Annotated in this window: 15 protein-coding genes; 8 read left to right on the top strand and 7 right to left on the bottom strand. The window is 68.8% G+C overall.

What is annotated here, in order from left to right:
- The 3 genes from NS2_RS30205 to NS2_RS30195 form a co-directional block, all read left to right on the top strand.
- Positions 1-848 (top strand): 5'-methylthioadenosine/S-adenosylhomocysteine nucleosidase family protein (locus tag NS2_RS30205; protein ID WP_147207373.1); only part of this gene is annotated, 848 nt, incomplete at its 5' end.
- Complete coding sequence (locus NS2_RS30200) at positions 845-1,570, top strand: NPCBM/NEW2 domain-containing protein (RefSeq protein WP_052086955.1); 726 nt, start codon at positions 845-847, stop codon at positions 1,568-1,570. The genes NS2_RS30205 and NS2_RS30200, both read left to right, overlap by 4 nt.
- A 211-nt stretch (positions 1,571-1,781) precedes the next feature.
- Complete coding sequence (locus NS2_RS30195) at positions 1,782-2,420, top strand: NPCBM/NEW2 domain-containing protein (RefSeq protein WP_106852459.1); 639 nt, start codon at positions 1,782-1,784, stop codon at positions 2,418-2,420.
- Between the two features lie 39 nt (positions 2,421-2,459).
- Here NS2_RS30195 and NS2_RS30190 read toward each other — a convergent pair whose 3' ends face one another.
- From NS2_RS30190 to NS2_RS30180, 3 genes are all read right to left on the bottom strand, one after another.
- Positions 2,460-3,557 (bottom strand): L,D-transpeptidase, encoded by a 1,098-nt coding sequence (locus NS2_RS30190; RefSeq protein WP_052086956.1) that lies wholly within the window; start codon positions 3,555-3,557, stop codon positions 2,460-2,462.
- A 291-nt stretch (positions 3,558-3,848) separates the two neighbouring features.
- On the bottom strand, positions 3,849-4,427 hold the full coding sequence (locus NS2_RS30185; protein WP_033090727.1) for a TetR/AcrR family transcriptional regulator: 579 nt from the start codon (positions 4,425-4,427) through the stop codon (positions 3,849-3,851).
- 68 nt (positions 4,428-4,495) lie between these two features.
- Positions 4,496-4,960, bottom strand: a complete 465-nt coding sequence (locus NS2_RS30180; protein ID WP_071811785.1) for an HD domain-containing protein — start codon at positions 4,958-4,960, stop codon at positions 4,496-4,498.
- A 2-nt stretch (positions 4,961-4,962) separates the two neighbouring features.
- Here NS2_RS30180 and NS2_RS30175 point away from each other — a divergent pair, with 2 nt between their 5' ends.
- The 4 genes from NS2_RS30175 (at position 4,963) to atzF (ending at position 12,101) form a co-directional block, all read left to right on the top strand.
- Positions 4,963-5,967 (top strand): alpha/beta hydrolase, encoded by a 1,005-nt coding sequence (locus tag NS2_RS30175; RefSeq protein WP_033090728.1) that lies wholly within the window; start codon positions 4,963-4,965, stop codon positions 5,965-5,967.
- An 80-nt stretch (positions 5,968-6,047) separates the two neighbouring features.
- Complete coding sequence (locus NS2_RS30170) at positions 6,048-6,761, top strand: GntR family transcriptional regulator (RefSeq protein WP_045439293.1); 714 nt, start codon at positions 6,048-6,050, stop codon at positions 6,759-6,761.
- 3 nt (positions 6,762-6,764) lie between these two features.
- Positions 6,765-10,373: an urea carboxylase gene (uca, locus tag NS2_RS30165; protein ID WP_147207372.1), complete on the top strand. Its 3,609-nt coding sequence runs from the start codon at positions 6,765-6,767 to the stop codon at positions 10,371-10,373.
- The gene (gene atzF, locus NS2_RS30160) at positions 10,374-12,101 is read left to right on the top strand and encodes an allophanate hydrolase (protein WP_036551493.1); all 1,728 of its coding nucleotides are present in this window, start codon (positions 10,374-10,376) and stop codon (positions 12,099-12,101) included.
- A 12-nt stretch (positions 12,102-12,113) separates the two neighbouring features.
- Here atzF and NS2_RS30155 read toward each other — a convergent pair whose 3' ends face one another.
- Complete coding sequence (locus NS2_RS30155) at positions 12,114-12,680, bottom strand: CGNR zinc finger domain-containing protein (RefSeq protein ID WP_033090731.1); 567 nt, start codon at positions 12,678-12,680, stop codon at positions 12,114-12,116.
- Positions 12,681-12,780: 100 nt separating this feature from the next.
- Here NS2_RS30155 and NS2_RS30150 point away from each other — a divergent pair, with 100 nt between their 5' ends.
- On the top strand, positions 12,781-13,644 hold the full coding sequence (locus NS2_RS30150) for an NAD(P)-dependent oxidoreductase (protein ID WP_033090732.1): 864 nt from the start codon (positions 12,781-12,783) through the stop codon (positions 13,642-13,644).
- Between the two features lie 3 nt (positions 13,645-13,647).
- Here the strand turns inward: NS2_RS30150 and NS2_RS30145 are convergent, their stop codons facing one another.
- From NS2_RS30145 to NS2_RS30135, 3 genes are all read right to left on the bottom strand, one after another.
- Positions 13,648-14,862, bottom strand: a complete 1,215-nt coding sequence (locus NS2_RS30145; RefSeq protein ID WP_197707831.1) for an FAD-dependent monooxygenase — start codon at positions 14,860-14,862, stop codon at positions 13,648-13,650.
- A gap of 78 nt (positions 14,863-14,940) precedes the next feature.
- Complete coding sequence (locus NS2_RS30140) at positions 14,941-16,275, bottom strand: lipase family protein (RefSeq protein ID WP_071344024.1); 1,335 nt, start codon at positions 16,273-16,275, stop codon at positions 14,941-14,943.
- 143 nt (positions 16,276-16,418) lie between these two features.
- Entirely contained in the window at positions 16,419-18,956 is a 2,538-nt protein-coding gene (locus NS2_RS30135) for a WD40 repeat domain-containing protein (protein ID WP_143837569.1), read from the bottom strand.
- Between the last annotated feature and the right edge of the window lie 364 nt (positions 18,957-19,320).

The raw sequence follows: 19,320 nt of genomic DNA, 5'->3' as shown, positions 1-19,320 counted from the left end.
CGAGATACGTGGCAAAGCGGGCAATTGGGATTTGGAATCCGTCGTACGTCTTTCTGACCGGCATCGCGGGCGGTGCGCGGGCGGGCGTCGACGGGTTGCGGCTCGGCGATGTGCTGGTCCCCGAGCAGGTGGTCGGATACGAGTTGGCCAAGGTGACCGCCTCGGGCACCGCGCCGCGATACCAGGTGTACCGCCCGGACAAGCGCCTGCTCGACGCGGCCCGGGACGTGCCGCCGGATCGGTGGGCGGGGCGGGTTTCGATCGCTCGTCCGGATGACACGATCTCGGACCCCGCCGTCCACTTCGGGTCGGTGCTGTCGGGGGAGAAGGTGGTGGCGGACCGGGATTACCTCGATGACCTGCGCGGCGCCTGGCCCAAGGCGATCGGCGTCGAGATGGAGTGCCTGGGCGTGGCCCTGGCCGCCTACGACAGTGGTCCCGGATTCGGTATGGCGAAGGCCGTCAGCGACTTCGGCGAGGAGTCCAAGAACGACGCCTGGCAGGCGTACGCGGCCGAGACCGCGGCCCGGTTCACCGTCGCCGTGCTGGGTTCGATGCAGGCTCCGCCCCGCGGCCGCCACCATCAGTCCAGACCGGTCGGAGCGGTGACAACGTTCCCGGGGCCCGCGAAGCTGGCCGTCTGTCGGCGGCTCCTGGACGATTGGAAGGAGGTCGCCGACTATTTCGAGGTTCCGCCGCACGGCCGGGCGCGGTTCGGCCGCGGTGATGAGCCGCGAGAACTGTGGGCATGGCTCGAGATTCGCGACAAACTCCACGAATTGCCGGACGCTCTCGTTGAAATCGGGCGTGGTGATCTGAGTCGACTACTCCGGGATGAGGCCCCGTGACGGGCCCGGGCGAGTGGCGTCTGCTTTTTCATCGCCGGTTGGGTGACAGCTGGCGGGAGTTGGTCATTGTGCTGGGCGTCGCGTCTCATGAGACCGCTCGTTTTCCGCCGGGCGACGAAGCCGACCGGATCCTGAAATGGCTGGAGGAGCGTTGCCGACTGGGTGAACTTCCGGATGCGTTGCGGCGCATAGACAGACCCGATCTCGCCGCCGTGTTCGATGGGGTCGATTTCCTCGGCGAGAGATCGGACGGATACACGGACGGGCACGCACGCTTGCTCACCGCGACGCTGGAGCCCATTCGCCCCGGGCCGGATCTGTTCTTTCGCAGTGCCACGCTCAACGGAACTCACTACGGCGACAGCGTCGTTCACAAGTGCGCGTATTTCTGCCGCGACATCCGGAGCTCCGTCAGTTACGACCTGGGCGGAAGATATCGTTCGTTCGAATCCGTCGTCGGCGTGCTCGACGAGGCGGAGGAAGACGATCAGACCGGTTACTTCCAGGTATTCCTGGGAAAGTCAGCGGCTCCTACCGTCGCAGCGAAACACGGTGCACCCGAGCGGATACGGCTCGATGTCACCGGTGTGCTGCGCCTGCGGCTGGTCGCGTACCGGTCGGATGCCATAGGGAACCCGATATTGGTGGGGGCCGGGCAGGTCGTGGGTAAATCCGCGCGCCTGGCGGCGCTCGCCTGGGGCGACCCGACATTGTTCGAGTAGCAGGTGGTCTACCGCATGAGCAAGAATCCGCAACAGCGCATCGGCCGTGCCGAACGCGACCGGGCATTGAAGTTGCTGACACAGCACGAGAGCGCCGGCCGGATAAATCTGATCGAATTCGACGAGTTGTCGCGTCGCGGCCGCCAATACGCAGGCGGAAATCGATGCGGCCCTGAAAGATCTGCCGGCACCGAGCCGGTGGCGGCTGATCGTGGCCGTGTTGGCCGTGATCGTCGTCGTGCTCACGGTGGTGATCGTCCTGGCGGTCCGCTTCTCCGACAGCGGTGCCGCGCGACCCCTCACGACGACCGTGGTGGTGGTCCCATCCGGTGACCGGACCTCGGTGGCCCGGACGACGACATCTCCGGCGACGACGACCGGGACCTCGAGCGTGACGCCCACGACGCCCCTGACCACCGATCCGAGGTCCAATACCCCGGTCAATCCGGTTCAGTACCTGATGAATTTCAGCCGCATCGCCGGCTATGAGGACCTGCACTTCGATACCGGCCTGGCCTATGTGTCCGGCACGCCGTACCCGCGATCGGTGATGATCGACCCGCGGATCGGGGAACCGGCACACGCCGAGTACGACCTCGGCCGCAATTTCACCGTCCTCGACGGGGTCCTCGGTATTCGCGACGACGCCACCCCGACGGGAGTGTCGATGCAGGTCCGGATTCTCGCCGACGGCAAGATTCTCTTCGATCAACAGATCGCGCTCGGCGGCTCGGTGCCGCTGCACCTCGATGTCGCGCAGGCGCTGCGGCTGCGACTGGAGGTGACGAACCTCGCCAGGAACGGCGACGCCTACGCGGTGTTCGGGGATCTCGGCCTGACGCCGCGCTGAGTCCGATCGCGGGTGCCGAGTTCACCCGCGGGCACGCGCTCACCCGCGGGCGGAGCCGTGGAGCCAGTCGGGCCAGGGGATGGTCCAGTCGCCGTTCTGCCAGATGTCGAGGGGGTCGCCGCCGGTGTTGCGGACCTCGACGACGTCGCCGGGGGTGACGAAGTCGTAGAACCAGGTGGCGTCGGCGGGGGAGATGTTGAGGCAGCCGTGGGAGACGTCGGTGTTGCCCTGGGCCCAGACGGATTCGGCGAGTTCGTGGACGTAGATGCCGTCGTGGCTGATGCGGACGGCGTGGTTGATGGTGGTGCGGTAGCCGAGGCGGGAATTGGTGGGCAGGCCGTAGGTGGCGGAGTCCATGATGACGGGGTCCTTGCGGTCCAGGACGGTGTAGACGCCGGGGCGGGTCCAGAAGGACAGGACGCGGCCGCCGACCACGGCGGTGCCGCCCATGCCCATGGAAGTGGGCATGGTGCGCACCAGGTTTCCGTTCTCGAAGACCTGGATCTGTTTGGTGTCGTCGTCGGCGACGGCGACGTGGGCGGGGCCGATGGTGACCGAGATGCGCTGGTCGCGTTGGCCGTAGGCGCCGTCGCCGAGGCGGACGCCGAAGAGGTTGGCCTCGACGGTGATTCGGGCGCCGGGGGCGTGGTACCGCTCGGGCCGCCAGTGCGCGTTCTGGTCGTCGAGCCAGTACCAGGCGCCGACGGTGGCGGGCCGGGTGACGACCCGTAGGCAGGATTCGGCCGCCGCGCGGTCGACGGGCTCGTCGAAGTGGGCGACGAGGACGAAACCGACTCCGTAGGTGTCGTTCTCGGTCAGCTCGACCAGATTGGCCGAGCGCAGGGCGACATCGACGAGATGGTCGGGTTCGACGGTCGTGCAGGTCGCGGTGGCGGTGATATCGCCGGTTTCGCCGTGCGCCACGGCTTTCGCGGAGTAGCTGTGGCCGTAGCCGAGCGGTTCGGAGCTGATCCAGGTGCGACGGTCGGGCGCGGTGGTCCCGGGCAGCGGCCGGCCGGTCTCATCGACCCATTCGACCGAGGTCAGCGTGCCGTCGGTGACCGTCACCCGCGCGGGTGACCGCGCCCCGACATCGAGCAGCCCCGGCACCGGATCGAAGCCGATCGCCGCGGGCACGGGAGGTCTCGCCGGTTTGCCTGGTTCTCGTCCGCACCCGGCCAACACCAGGCCCCCCGCACCCGCGAATCCGAGCAGTAGCTCACGACGTCGTAATCCCACCGCGTGCCTCCCTTCGCCGGGTACCCACGAGCGCACCCCCACCCTGCCCCGCACCCCGCCGACCGTCGCCCCGGCAAACCGCACCTGCACCGATCCGACGTCCAACCGACACCATTCCTCGACCAAGATCGATATCGGGCGTGCCGCGGTCGCGCCCTCGCCGCGGTATTCCGGGCTGAGGGCGGTCGATCATTCGGAGTAGGTCGGCCAGTTCGACAGGGTCAGGTGTAAGGCGTCGATGATGTGGGGCCAGGAGGCGTGGGGGGAGCGGGAGTGGGCGAAGGCGCCGGTGGATTCGAGGGTGGCGAAGCCGTGGAAGGTGCTGCGGAGGAGGCGGGCGGCGTCGAGGGTCTCGGGTTCGCCCAGGTGGTAGCCGCGCAGGATGGCGGAGGTCAGTTCGATGCCGCGGAGCAGGGCCGGTTCGTCGGCGACTTCGGCGGGGTCCATGCGGATCTGGGTGGACGCGTAGCGTTCCGGATAGTCGAGGGCGTAGGAGCGGTAGGCGTCCGCGAATGCCACCAGGGCGTCCTTGCCGGATCGTCCGGCCACGGCCGAGCCGATCCGGTCGTTGAGCTCGGCACCGGCCAGCAGCGCCACGCGCACCCTTAGGTCGTGCAGATTGCGTACGTGCACATACAGACTCGGATCCTTCACCCCGAAGTGCCGCGCCAGCGCGGACAGCGTGAGCTTCTGGAAGCCGATCTCGTCGGCGAGTTCCGCGGCCGCGCGGACGACGCGTTCGGTGGTCAATCCGACTCGCGGCGACATACCCGCCTCCCTACCATGACAGCTCGGTCAGAACCTGAGCATCATAGGATCAGGGGGTCGGCCGACCGTCATTCCGGGACGGTGAACGCCGTGTCGAGCCTGTCCCACATGCGCGAAACCGTTGGCTGGTCGGTGAGGAAGCCGTCGAGGCGCGCCCGGAACTCCGGATGCTCGAAGTGATACACGGCGAGGAAGTCGGTGCCCGCGCTGGCCTCGACATTGGCGATCCGGTCGGCCAGCTCGAGCACGACGGCGGGCGGATGGAGCGCGATCTTGCGGTAGATATCCGCGTTGCGCTCCTTTCGGCTGGCGCCGATTCCGGTGACGGCCCACACGAGGTCGGTGACCTTCGCCCCGAACTCCGCTTCGAGCTCGTCCTTGGTGACCGCGGTGTCCTCCAGGACATCGTGCAGCCACGCCGCCACCGCGAGGTCGCCGTCGTATCCGAAGTCCCCGAGCACCGCCCGCACCGCGGCCAGCCGATGAACGGTCCTGGCGTGTAACGGTTTTGTGCCGGTGGCAGACGGACTCATCGATGAAGATCAAATCCTCGCGCCGCGCCGTCGCGCGCGCCTTCGCTGTGACACTCACCGCCGCACTGTCTTTGACGACGCTCGCGGCTACCGCGACCGCGGATCCGGAGAAGCCGTCGGCCGTCACCTCCGTCAGCAAGGACGGACGCAACTGGCATTTGAAGGTGTATTCGGCGGTGATGGGCAAGGACATCAGCGTCGATGTACAGCGTCCGGCCGACGAGTCCACCCCCGCGGCGAACCTGTACATGCTCAACGGCCTGGACGGCGGTGAGGGCACCGCGAACTGGAAGGCCCGCACCGATGCGTTCGCGTGGCTGGCCGACAAGCAGGTCAATGTCATTCAGCCGATCGGCGGATTCGGCAGCTATTACGCCGATTGGCTGAAGCCGGATCCGGCTCTGGGCGTGAACAAGTGGCAGACCTTCTTCACCGAGGAACTGCCCCCGCTGCTGGATGCGACATTGCACTCCACCGGTCTCAATGCACTGACCGGGCTTTCGACCTCCGGCACCTCGGTGCTGGCGCTGGCCGAGGCCAAGCCGGGCCTGTGGAGGAGCGTCGCGGCCTACAGCGGCTGCGCGCAGATCGCCGACCCGATGGGGCAGCAGTTCGTCAAGCTCTCCGTCGAAACCTGGGGCGGCGGCAATACCGCCAATATGTACGGCCCGTCCGACAGCCCGCTGTGGGCGGCCAACGACCCGGTCGTCAATGCCGAGAAACTGCGCGGCACCCAGCTCTACATCTCCAGCGGCAGCGGCATTCCGGTGGCCGAGGACGTGCGCTACTACCTGAGCAACGGCGGCCCGACGACCCTCGCCCTGGGCATGATCATCGAAGCCGCGGTCGACGGCTGCACCCACAATCTGAAGAACCGCCTCGATACCCTGAACATCGCGGCCACTTACCAATTCACTCCGGTGGGCACCCACTACTGGCCGTATTGGGAACAGGCCCTGCACGATTCGTGGCCGATGCTCGCCCAGGGAATGGGCCTGACCGCCTGACCGGGTGATGAGATCTTTCTAACCTCGTGGTTACATGGGGTGCGGTTGCGTGAAATCGGCGGTTCATACCGTATACCGGCATGTCGACGACGATGGATACTCGCGCTGATGCCGCGGGCAGGCACCTGCGGGACGTGGTGTATTCCACGCTGCGCGATGACCTGATGAACGGCCGGATCAAATTCGAGCAGCGGCTGACCGAGCCGAAAGTGTCGGCGCGCTTCGGGATTTCGCGCACGCCCGCCCGCGAGGCGCTGGCCATGCTGTGCTCCGACGGATTGGTGCAGCGCGACGAGATCGGGTATTGCCCGGTGCGGCCGAGCATTCCGCTGGTGCGCGATCTGTACGAGCTGCGGCTCACCTTGGAGCTCAGCGGAATTCAGCGCGGCATCACCAATCCCTCGGTGCGCCACGATCTGACCGCGTTGCGCCGGGAGCGGGAGCGGTGGCTGGCGTTGCAGGCGGATCCGCCCGCGCAGGAACCGAGTTTCGTGATCGTGGACGAGGAGTTCCACGTCGCCCTGCTGACGGCCTCGGGCAACAGCGAACTGGTGCGCGCGCTGATCGCGGTGAACGCGCGGATCCGGCACGTGCGGATGTTCGACTTCATGGTCAACAATCGCATCGAGGTGACCATCGCCGAGCACCTGGCGATCCTGGATGCCGTACTGGCGGGCGATCTTCCGCGCGCCCACGAACTGCTGCGCCTGCACATCGGCGAATCGCTGGATGTCGTTCTCGACCGGGTCAGTCGCGCGATCGTCGCGATGTCGCTGGCGGCCGAGCAGGAGTAGTCGGTGAGCCTGAGTTTCGACACCCTGCTGGTGGCCAATCGCGGGGAGATCGCCTGCCGCATCCTGCGCAGCGCACGGGGACTGGGTCTGAAGACGGTGGCGGTGTATTCCGACGCCGATCTGGGGGCGGCGCACGTGCGGCTGGCCGACACCGCCATCCGGCTCGGACCGGCGCCCGCGGCGCAGTCGTATCTGCGTGCGGAGCTGGTCATCGAGGCCGCGTCGGCGGCGGGGGCGGGTGCGATTCACCCGGGCTACGGGTTCCTCTCGGAGAATGCCGATTTCGCGACCGCGGTGGCCGAGGCGGGGCTGATGTTCGTGGGCCCGACGCCGGAGCAGTTGCGGGTTTTCGGGGACAAGCACGCCGCCCGGGAGGCCGCCCGCGCGGTCGGGGTACCGCTGGTGCCGGGGACCGGCGTGCTCGAATCGGTGGATCACGCGGCCGCCGAGGCCGAGCGCATCGGTTATCCGGTGATGCTCAAGGCCGTCGGTGGGGGCGGCGGGATCGGCATGCAGGCGTGCTCCGGGGCCGACGAGCTGCGCGCGGCCTACGCGCGGGTGCAACGGCTTGCGGCAGCGAACTTTTCGTCGGCCGGGGTGTTCCTGGAGCGATTCGTGGCGCGGGCGCGGCACGTCGAGGTGCAGGTCTTCGGTGACGGTCTCGGCCGGGTCGTGAGCCTGGGCACCCGCGATTGCTCGTTGCAGCGACGGAATCAGAAGGTGCTCGAGGAAGCGCCCGCCCCGGGCCTGTCCGCGCAGATCACCGCGGAGCTGCTGGAAACCTCGCGCGTGCTGGCACGTTCGGTCGGGTATCGGTCGGCGGGCACGGTGGAGTTCGTCTACGACACCGAGCGGGAAGCGGTGTCGTTCCTGGAGATGAACACGCGCCTGCAGGTCGAGCACCCGGTGACCGAGGCGGTGACGGGGGTGGATCTGGTGGCCTGGATGCTGCGGCTGGCCGGGGGCGACGCGACCATGCTCGACGGGCTGCCCGAGGACGGCCCGGCGATCGTCGGATCGGCCGTGGAAGCGCGCGTCTACGCCGAGGATCCCGGCCACGACCACCGGCCCAGCGCCGGATTGATCACGTGCGCAAGCTTTCCCGGCGACGCGCGGGTCGACACCTGGATCGGCACGGGAACCGAGATCAGCGCCCACTACGACCCGCTGCTGGCAAAGGTGATCACCCACGGTGAGACCCGGGCGGCGGCCTTCGAGCGATTGTCCGCCGCCCTGGCCGACACCCGCGTCTACGGCGTGCAGACCAACCTGCCGCAACTGCGTGCCGCGGCCGTCGCGCCGCTCGTGCGCGCCGCGCAGCACGTCACCTCCAGCCTCGCCGAGGTGAGCTTCGCGAGCCGTCGCGTCGATGTGCTGCGGGCCGGGACCATGACCACGGTGCAGGATCACCCGGGCCGAATCGGGTTGTGGGAAGTCGGTATTCCGCCCTCGGGCCCCATGGACGACCTGTCGTTCACCCTCGCCAATACCGCCGTCGGCAATCCGCCCGGCGCACCCGGGCTGGAATGCACCCTGATGGGGCCGCAGCTGCGGTTCTCCGGCCCGGCCTTGGTGTGCGTGACCGGCGCGCCGACCCTGATCACCGTCGACGGCGCACCGGTACCCATGTGGGAGCCGGTCACCCTGGCCGCGGGCGCGGTACTGGACATCGGCGCGCCCACCGACGCGGGCCTGCGCACCTACCTGGCGATCCGGGGCGGGATCGACGCGCCGCTGTATCACAGCAGCGCCGCCACTTTCACCCTCGGCGGTTTCGGCGGCATCACCGGCACGGCGGTCGCCGACGGGGACGTGCTCGGGATCGCGGCCCCCGACGGTCTCGGCCCCTGTCAGCCGGTCCCCGCCGAGCAGCGCCCGGCGTTCACCCACGACTGGCAGCTCGCCGTCGGCGAGGGACCGCAGACCGCACCCGCCTACTTCACCGACGCCGACATGGCCCGGTTCTACACCCACCCCTGGCGCGTCGGCAGCCACGCCAACCGGACCGGAATCCGTTTGGAGGGGCCCAAACCCGAGTGGTCGCGCGCCGACGGCGGTGAAGCGGGCCTGCACCCGTCCAACCTGCACGACAACCCCTACAGCGTGGGCGCGCTCAATGTCTCCGGCGGCACCCCGATCCTGCTCGGCCCGGACGGGCCCAGCCTGGGTGGCTTCGCCTGCCCGCTCACCGTCGTCTCGGCGCACCGCTGGAAACTGGGACAGCTGCGCCCCGGCGACACCCTGTGCTTCACGCCCGTCGGCGACGACGCCGCGACCGCGCTGCGCACCGCGCCCGCGGCCCGCGCCACCGCCGTGATCACCGATGCGGCCGCGGCCCTGCGGGATCGGGGCGTGCTGGGCCGTCGCCCGGCGGGGCCGGATCGCCCGCCGGTGGCCTACCTGCGCGGCGGCGACGACAATATCCTCGTCGAATACGGCGAGATGGTGCTCGACCTCGGGCTGCGGATGCGGGTGCACGCCCTGGCCCACGCGCTGGCGGCGGCGGCCCCGGCCGGGATCATCGACGTCACCCCCGGGGTGCGGTCGCTGCACATTCATTTCGATCCCGATGCGCTGCCGCCGTACCGGTTGCTGGGACTGCTGGCCGAGCTCGAGGAACAGCTGCCCGCCACCGGCGATCTCGTGGTGCCCAGCCGCACCATCCGCCTGCCGCTGTCCTTCGACGATCCCTCCATCGCCGAGGCGATCGACCGCTACCGCAATGGCATTCGCGACGCCGCGCCGTGGCTGCCGTCCAATACCGAGTTCATCCGCCGCATCAACGGTCTCGACAGCGTCGAGGAGGTGCGCCGCACGGTCTTCGACGCCGAGTACCTGGTGCTCGGTCTCGGCGACGTGTATCTCGGTGCGCCCCTGGCGGTTCCGCTGGAGCCGCGCCACCGCCTGGTGACCACCAAATACAATCCGGCCCGCACCTGGACGCCCTCGGACGCGGTCGGCATCGGCGGCAAATACCTGTGCGTCTACGGAATGGCCTCTCCCGGTGGGTATCAGCTGATCGGGCGGACCATTCCCATCTGGTCAAGTTACCGTCAGACCGCGCCTTTCGAGGCGGGGACGCCGTGGCTGTTCCGCTTCTTCGACCGCATCGTCTGGGAGCCGGTGACCGCCGAACAACTCCTGGAACAACGTGATGCCGCCCGGGCGGGCCGCTTCGACGCCGATATCAGCGACGGCACCTTCGCTCTCGCTGATCATCTGCGTCTGCTGCGCGACCATGCCGACGACATCGCCGACTTCGAAACCCGCCAGGCCGCGGCGTTTTCCGCGGAGAAGCAGGCCTGGCACGCCGCCGGTGAATTCGACCGCACCGTGGTCGCGCCGCCGCCGTCGGAGCCGCGCGCGGACCTGCTCGACGATCTGCCCGCCGGAGCCACCGTGGTCACCGCCCCGATGGTCGGCCACGTCTGGCGCGTCGCTATCGCGGCCGGTGAACGCCTCACCGCCGGGCACCCCGTCGCCGTGCTGGAGGCCATGAAACTCGAACTGCCCGTACCGAGTCCGGTCACCGGCACCGTGCTGCGCGTGCTCGCCGCGCCCGGCACCCAGGTGCAACCCGGAACCCCGCTAGCCGTGATCGGAGTCGACTGAATGAATCCCACCCGGTTCGAGAACGGTGCGCGGCCGACGGACCGCGTCACGGCCGCCTACGCGCGTATCGCCGAGGTCGATCGCCCGGAAGTCTGGATCGCCCTGCGCGATGAGGCCGAGGTTGTGGCCGACGCGGCGGCGATCGAAGGGCGGCTCGCGGCCGGTGAAGTGCTGCCGCTGGCGGGACTTCTGGTCGCGGTGAAGGACAATATCGATGTCGCGGGCCTGCCGACCACCGCGGGCTGCCCCGAATTCGCGTATGTCCCAACCGAAACCGCCGCCGCCGTCGAGCGGCTCACCGCCGCTGGCGCGATCGTGCTCGGCAAGACCAACCTCGATCAGTTCGCGACCGGCCTGGTCGGCACCCGCAGTCCCTACGGCGCGGTCCGCAACGCACACCACCCCGATCTGATATCCGGCGGCTCCAGTTCCGGCTCGGCGGTCGCGGTCGCCCTGGGTATCGCCGATATCGGACTCGGCACCGACACAGCGGGTTCCGGCCGCATCCCCGCCGCCTTCCACGGCCTGGTCGGCATCAAGGCGACCCTCGGCATCATCCCCACCCACGGTGTCGTCCCGGCCTGCGCGGACTACGACGCGCTCACCGTCTTCGCCGCCACCCTCGACCTCGCCACCGCCGCGGCCGCCGCCATGTCGGGCCCCGACCAGCGCGACCCCCGCAGCCGAACCTGGCCCGCCGACGTCCGCCTCGCCGCACCCCGCGTCCCCCGCCTGGCCGTCCCCGATCCCGCGCAGCTGGACGCATTGAGCGCCGACTACCGCATCGCCTTCGACAAGTCCGTCGACGCGGCCCTCGAAGCCGGATTCAAGGTCGAGCCGGTCGATCTCACGGCCCTGCTCGAGGCCGCGCGCCTGCTCTACGACGGTGCCATCGTCGCCGAACGCTATGCGGCCGTGGGCGAATTTCTCCGATCCCGCCCGGCGGGAGCCGATCCCACGGTTTCCGCGATCATCGACGCCGCCGCGGCCACCACCGGCCCGGCCTTCGCCCACGACCTCGACACCCTCGCCCGCACCCGCGCGACCACCGCCGTCCTGTTCGAATCCTTCGACGCCATGCTGCTCCCGACCGCCACCGAACACCCCACCCTCGCCGAGGTGGCGGCCGACCCCTTCGGAATCAACCGCCGCCTGGGCACTTTCACCAATTTCTGCAATCTTCTCGACCTGGCCGCGATCGCCATCCCCGGCACGCCCACCCCGGCGGGCACCCCCTTCGGAGTCATGATCGTCGTCCCCGCCTTCGCCGACCAGATCGCCGTGGATCTCGCCGCCCGCCTCCAGAACGACTCTCCCGCACCGATTCTCGTCGACCGCGGCATCCGCCTGGCCGTCTTCGGCGCTCACCTGCGCGGCCAGCCCCTGCACTGGCAACTGGAGGAACTCGGGGCCCGCTTCGAGGGTGGGATCCACACCACCGACGCGTACCGCTTGACCGCCCTGGACACCGTTCCCCGTAAACCGGGGCTGGTGCGAACCGCCCCCGGCGACGGTCTCCCCATCGCGGGCGAGCTCTACCACCTGTCCGAAGCCGCCCTGGGCCGCTTCCTCGCCACGCTGCCCGCCCCCATGGCACTCACCGCCATCACTCTCGCCGACGGGCGCACCGTCACCGGCTTCACCGCCACTCACGACGCCACCGCCGCGGCCACCGACATCACCGAATACCGAAGCTGGCCCGCCTATCTGGCCCACACGAACCCCTAGCGCGGTCGTCTGTTACCTGTCGGCGAGCCGGGCCTTCTTGACCTTGTTGCCGCAGGTGTTCATCGAGCACCAGCGGCGGTTCGCGCCGCGACTGGTGTCGAGGAAGAGTCCGGCGCAACCGGGGCCTTCGCACGCTTTGATCCGGCCGCGGCCGGGGCCTCCGAGTACCCGAATGGCATCGGCGGCAAGCACTCCGAGCGCATCCGATACCGGCGTCTTCTCGCTGAGCCGCCAGACGGCCCGCCCGTCCTCGAGCACGGGCTTCGAACGGCCCACGACCGCAGCTTCATTCAGGATCGCCGCGTCACCCGGATCGGGCTGCCCGGCGGCAGCGACAGCCAGCCCGGCACGGTAGATCGCCTCCCGCAGCTCGAGCGCATTCCGGAACTCGCGAGGTGAGACGCCGGGCGTGCGGAGCCCGACGGCATCCAGCCAGAGCTCGAGCAGACCGGGGTCGTTGAGCCGTTCCCTGGGCGTTGCGCCTCCCCGGTCACTCACCGTGGCAGTGAACCTGAACGCCAGCACCTCGTTGTCCAGCCGAAACAGTTGACGGGCGTCCACGGTCACCACCTTCCGCATTTCACGAACCGCTACTTGAACCATCTTAGACGGTTCGACATCGGCGTCGGAACATGCCACGATCGAACCGTTCCAGACGGTTCATATGGGAGGTTGTGCGATGGGTGAGGTTGCCGTCATCGGTCTGGGCGGGATGGGGCGGGCGATCGCGCGCAATCTGGCGCGGGCAGGCCACGAGGTGGTCGTGTGGAACCGATCGGCCGGGCCCGCAGCAGAACTCGCGGAGGAGGGCGCGCTGCGCGTCGCGAACGTCGCGGAGGCACTCCGATGCCCGGTGGTGTTCTCGGTCCTGGCCGACGACACCGCCTTCGCGGAGGTGTTCCTCGACTCCGGGGTCCTCGGCGCGGCCGAACAAGGGATGGTCCACGTCAACATGGCCACGGTGAGCGTCGCGCTGGCCCGCCGAGCCGTCGCGGCACACGCCGCTCATGGGAGCGGTTACGTCGCCGCGCCGGTGTTCGGCCGGGTCCCCGTTGCCGAAGCCGGTGCGCTGAACATCCTCGCCGCGGGAGAGCCCCGGTTCATCGACCGCGTCCAGCCATTCTTCGACGTGATCGGATCGCGCACCTGGCGCCTGGGCGAACAACCCGAAAAGGCCGATGTCGCCAAGATTCTGGGCAACTACCTGATCGCCTGCACGATCCAGTCCCTCGGCGAGTCGATCAGCGTCGCCGACGCGGCAGGCGTCGATCCGTCCCAGTTCGTCGAATTGCTGTCCGCGACACTCTTCCCCGGCCCCGTCTACTCCGGATACGGCTCGATGATCGCCGAGCGGAAATATCAACCGGCAGCCTTCACCACCGCCCTCGGCCGCAAGGACCTCCACCTGGCCCTCGAAGTCGCAACCGCCGAAGCCATCCCCCTCCCGTTCGGCGAACTCCTCAGCGGCGTCTTCGACCAGGCGATCACCGCCGGCCACGCGGCCGACGACTGGGCCGCAATCGCCGAACAACAGCCGCGATGACCGTCAGTAGTTGTCGAGGTGGATGGCGTTGGCGGCTTGGACCAGGGGTTTCATGATGGAGCGGAGGGCCATGGATTTCCATGGGAGGTAGCGCATTACGCGGATGGCGTTGACGTGGACTCGGAGGGCGGCGGGGGTGGCCGCGACCATGTCCTTGGCGTTTTTCCAGCCCAGGTCCTGGTTTTCGGTGATGTAAGGGCGGATCTTGTTCTCGTAGTTGGGGAATGCGACGGTGTGGTCGCCGTTGGCCGAGGCCAGCTCACCGGCCAGGACGTAGGCGCCGACGAGGGCCATGCTGGTGCCCTGGCCGGAGATGGGGGAGGGGCACCAGGCGGCGTCGCCGAGGAGGGCGATGCGGCCGGAGGACCAGTGGTCCAGGCGGATCTGGGATGCGGTGTCGAAGAAGAAGTCCGGGGATTCCGGCATGGATTGCAGGAGCCAGGGGACTTCCCAGCCGGCGTCGGCGAAGGCCGCGGTGACGGCGTGGCGTTGGGAGGCGATGTCGTGGCGGTCGGGGAGGGCCTCGGGGGCCGGGAAGATGAACTGGGCCTTGGCCGTCGAGTGGCGGGTGCTGTAGAGCTGGACGATGTGGCCGGGGGTGGGATGGACCAGTTCCCAGTGGTCGAGGTCGAGTTCGTTGGGGACCGAGAAGACGCAGACCGCGAGGCCGGTGGGGCGGGAGAACCGGTGTTCCGGGCCGAAAGTGATCGCACGGGTGGCGGAATGCATGCCGTCGGCGCCGATCACCAGGTCGAAGGCGCGGGGCGCGGAGTTCTGGAAGGCGACCATCACGCAGTCGTCGTGCTGGATCAGGTCGGTGATCGAATCGCCGAAGATGTATTCGACATCCTGCGCGGTGGCGTCGTGGAGAACGGTGGCCAGATCCCCGCGCAGCACCTCCTCGTCGGCGGCGGTGCGCAGGCCGATGAGATCCGGGCCCAGGGCGGCCAGCCGTTTTCCGCTGCGATCGACCCATTCGCCGCCGCGCATGGCGGTGGAGGCGGCCCGGACCTCGTCGAGCAGACCCATGCGCTCGACGACTTCCATTGCGACGCCTCGAATGTCGACCTTGTAGCCGCCCGCCCGCAGGGAGCTGGACTGCTCGACGACGGTGACGGTGAAGCCGTACCGGTGCAGCCAATACGCCAGCGCGGGACCGGCGATGCTGGCGCCGGAGATCAGGACGGTCTTGTTCGGGTTACCCGGAATCGGTGACACGTCTCGAACGCTAGTGGCCGCCTTCCCCCGACGAAGGGGGCCACTCGCGCCAATTTCGGGATCTTCGGCGCCAGCGGCTCACGCCCCGGGGAAGCCGGGCGGCAGCGGAGCGAAGGCGGCCATGAACCTCGGCCCGGCGGGCAGGCCGCGCAGCACGGCGCTGGTCCAGGCGACAGCCGGGATCCATCCGGTGACCGCGTTGGTGATGTGCTCCGGGACCGGCACGGTGGCGAAGCGGAGGTCCGCGCCGCGGTCCCAGTAGGCCTGGGCGGTCGGCAGGACCACTTCGACGGGCGGGATGAGCTCGTCCCACAGGCCGTGCCACCACAGCACCGGGGTGTCGGGGATGTAGTGGCCGAGGCTGTTGTCCTGCAACACCTTCACGACCTCCGGCGAGGATTCGAGGGACTTGCCCGGCTGGAAGTACTCGCTGATCGGCCGGTACGAGCCTTCCAGCGCGAGGGTGGCATAGCAGCGGTGCTGCATGTCCGCCACGATCTGCTGGCCCTCGGGCGTGAGCAGTTCGGCCGGGTTGAACGCCTCCGGGTATTCGCGTGCCAGCGAGGCGAATCCGAGCCACATGGTGAAGTTGCTGGTCCCGGTCAGACCGGGCTGCCGCTGGGTGGCGTAGCGGGCCTCGGCCATCAGATCACCCGGCGCACCACCGATGCTGGTGCCCAGCAGCCGCACATCGGGGGCGTAACCGGCCCGCAGTTCGGCCGCGCGAATCGAGCCCGAACCGCCGCCGGAGTACCCGTAGAGCGCGATCCCCGAATCCGAAAGCCCCAGCCCCGGATCGTTCTTCATGGCCCGCAGGCTGTCGAGGACCATCTTGCCCTCGGCGTAGGTGTTGAACGTGTTGAACTTGCCGTCGAAGTCCGGCACATTGATGGCGAACCCCTGCATCAGCCAGTACATGGACAGCGTCGACTCCTTCATGGTGCCGACCTGCAGCGTGTGCGACGGATTGCAGGAGGAGTCGGTGGAGTCGATGGCCTCCTGGAACGACACCACCGGGCGCGCGCTGCCCTGCCACGGAATGCCCGGCACGATGACCGTCGTCGCGGTGACGATCGGATTGTCGTGCACATCATTGGACCGGAACAGCAACTGCTTGGTGTACACCGGGATCGGCAACCCGAGCAGCCGGGTCTGTACCTCGCGGCTGCGCACGATCTGCCCCGGCGCATAGGACTCCAGATCCGCCGGATCGTCGTACCACGGATCCTGATCCGGCACCGGAATCGGCAGCGCCCGATAGATCTGCGGCTCACTCGGCAACTGCGGCAACTGGTTCTGATCCGGCGGGAACACCGGCGGGAACCCCGGATCCGCCTGCGCCACACCGGTACCCACCGCCATACACGCCGCGGCCGCCAAGGCTGCGGTCAGCCGCCGCCGGGACTTGCTCATGACATCCTCCGAATCGCGCTTGATCTGTGCGGGCGCCCTCACACGCGCACCGCATCTGCGTCCCAGCTCACCGGAAAGTGCTGATCGGCACTACCGACATGCGCCAAAGGCGAAGCGGGTGCGGATTGTGCAGATGCACAGAGCTATCGGTCGCAGGGCGCGTGGTAAGGGAGCTGGGGGAGGTAGCGATGCCAGAGATCCTCGGTCCAGAACACGCCCGTGACGGAGCAGATGCGGTCGACGGCGTGCCCGGCGTCGAGATCCCACAGGGCGAAGGTGCCTTCGGTGGTGACCGTGGCGAGGAGGTCGCGGCCGATCGCCAGTGAGGAGGCGTCGCTGTACCCGGCCGTGGGTGCGAGTGTCGCGAGCTCGGTGGCGTGGGCGCGATCGGAGAAGTCCCACAGCAGCAGGACGCCGTCGAAGCCGCGGGCGATCATGGTGCGCGAGTCCGTGGTGAACCCGGTCCCCGCGAGCCCGGAGATCTTCGCCGCGATCGGTTGCCCCAGTCGGCGTGGCGTGCGCGGCGCGCTGATGTCCCACGGCTGTATGGCGCCGTTGCCCGACACCACCATGGTGCGCATGTCGGGCGTGAAGGCGACGATGCTCACCTCGGGGCTCGGGCGGCGCGATAGTTCCGCGACCTGGGTCGGATGTGCCCGATCGGCGATGCTCCACAGCGTGGTCACCATTTCCGGATGATCCGTCGCGTCGGTGACCTCGATCTCGATCATGGTCTTGCCGTCGCCCCCGAATCCGAAGCTCGATGATTTCGGTGCCTGGATCGGATTGCCGAGAGGAGTCGCCCGGGGTAGGTCGGCCAGGTCCCACAGCTGCATCAGCTGATGCTCGTCAACGGTCTCGAGAGTGTGGAAGTCCGCACTGACGGACCAGCCGCGCAACGACGTAGGGTTGGGGAACGTCCAGGTGCCGCGCACGCGGGCGACCGGGCCGGAGACATCGACAGCCGACATGACACCCTTCGAACTATCGAATTCGAGCAGGGTGGCGCCATCGGGGGAGAGGACACTCGTTTCAGCACCCGAATCGGTGGGATACTCGGTGATCATTCTGGGCGCCTGCGGATTTCGCACATCCCACAGGGTGGTCGCTCGGGGGCCGACGGATCGGATCGCCACCTCGGTGCCGTTGGCGACGAAAGGGGAAGGCTGCTGCGAACCCGGCCGGGTCGGTGTGAACGCGGGCGGTAGCGACCAGGTGTGGAGGTCTCCGTTGGAAGCGCCGGCGATCAGAGCGTGCCCGTCGGCGGTGAAGGCGAGGGTGCGCGGGCTCGGGCAGCACTGGTAACGGTCATCGCCGAGCGAGGTGTGGCGGACCGCGGTGCGGCAGGGGGCGAGGCTCGCGGACAAGCCGTCGACCAGCAGGGTCGGGTCCCTGGGATCGGTGACGTTCCAAACGCTCACCGTCTTGCCGGTGGCAGCCGCCACGCTGTGGCCTTTCGGTTCGAAGTCCAGGGCGGTCAGGGTGCCGTGGTCGATCTGTCGGCTCGAGGTGAGCCGGGGATGCGCCGGATCGGCGAGGTCCCACAGCTGCACGATGGCATGCGAGCCCGATTCCGGGGCGATGCCGACGGCCAGCAGCGCGCTGTTCGGGCTGAACGCGAACGCGTTGATGCCGCCGCCGGTGGATTCCGCGGTGGTGGCGAAGCCCGGGGCGAGGGGCGCGGGGGCGTTCGGGTCCGCGACATTCCACAGCTCGACCGTGTCGAGGTGAGTCTGTGAGTCCCGATCGATCCGGGCGAGCATGCGGCCGTCGGGACTGAAACGCAGTGCGCCGGAATGCACCGAACCGCGCAGCGGACGGTCGGCCCGCCACACCGGTGCCGCCGGGTTGCTCACGTCCCACAGCGTGAGCCGATCCCAGGTCATAGTCGCGAGAGTACGGCCGTCGGGGGACAGTGCCAGATCGATTTGGCCCGCGTCGGTCGGCAGCTGGGCTACTTGACGTGGTGCCGGAGACCCCGAGATATCCCACAGTGTGACAACGCGATTCGGCGGCAGTTGGGTATTCCCGCTGACGATCGGAGCGGGGCTGGTGGCCATCGTCCGTGCGCTGGCATCGATGGCCATCTCGCTGATGTCGGTGAGTCGCTGCTCCAGTGCGCGTGGGTGTTTCGGATCGGTGGTGTCCCACAGCCGCAGGCTCCCGGCCATGTCCAGCGAGGCGAGCATCCGGGCAGCCGGTTGATACGCGATTTGCGCTACCGCATCGGGATGCGCCGGGGTGACCGACAGTAGCGGAGTCGCCTGGGATTGCAGCAGTCTCGAACGCGCGATCGGATCGCCGGGCCGCAGCCGCCAGGCGACGAGATTCAGCTGTGCCGCCAGTGAGGGATCCGAATGCTGCACCTGGTCGGCCGCGGCCAGCACGGCGGCGAACTCGCTGTCGGCGCGCCGCTGATCGGACAGCCGGATCTGCGCGTACAGCCCGATGCCCAGGACCAGCAGCCCGACGCCGAACAAGGCGAGAACCATCCCGGTCGCCGACTCGACCGTGCCGGTCGCCGACTCGACCATGGCCGCGAGCTCGGCGGCGGCGCGGGTGCGGCCGAAGACAGCCCGCGCTGTGCCGCCCCGTAGGCGCGCAACCCCTGATACGGGCAGGCCGCTTCGCTGTCCTGCTCCGGGATCCAGCTGGTCGCCTCCCGCCAGAGTCGTTGCCATTCCCCGGGATCGGTGAGCGTGCGCGGTACCGGATCGCCCGTCCTGCCCGCCAGTTCGGCCAGCGTCGGCACCACCGGCAGCAGCGATTCGAACCGCGCGGGCACATTGCGCCCCGCCTTCCAATCGCTGATGCGCTGCGCCGAGGCTCCGCCCGGGCGATTTCCACGCGCGGCCCGCATCCGATTCTCGGCCGCGCTCGCGACCCGGCGCAGCGTCGGATTCCCCGCGGCCGCATACAGTTCGGTGAATCGTTCGGCGAATACCGCACGCGGCGACCTGCTCCGGCCGCCGTCGATTTCATCAGCGGCCACGCCGTCCCCCGTACCCGATCGATCCCCGACAGTCTCCGGCCAATCTAGTGTCG

The sequence above is a fragment of the Nocardia seriolae NBRC 15557 genome (assembly GCF_007990715.1).
In the GTDB taxonomy this organism is placed as follows: domain Bacteria; phylum Actinomycetota; class Actinomycetes; order Mycobacteriales; family Mycobacteriaceae; genus Nocardia; species Nocardia seriolae.
The sequence above is the reverse complement of the archived record's forward strand: the minus strand, read 5'-3'. Positions and strand labels throughout refer to the sequence as shown.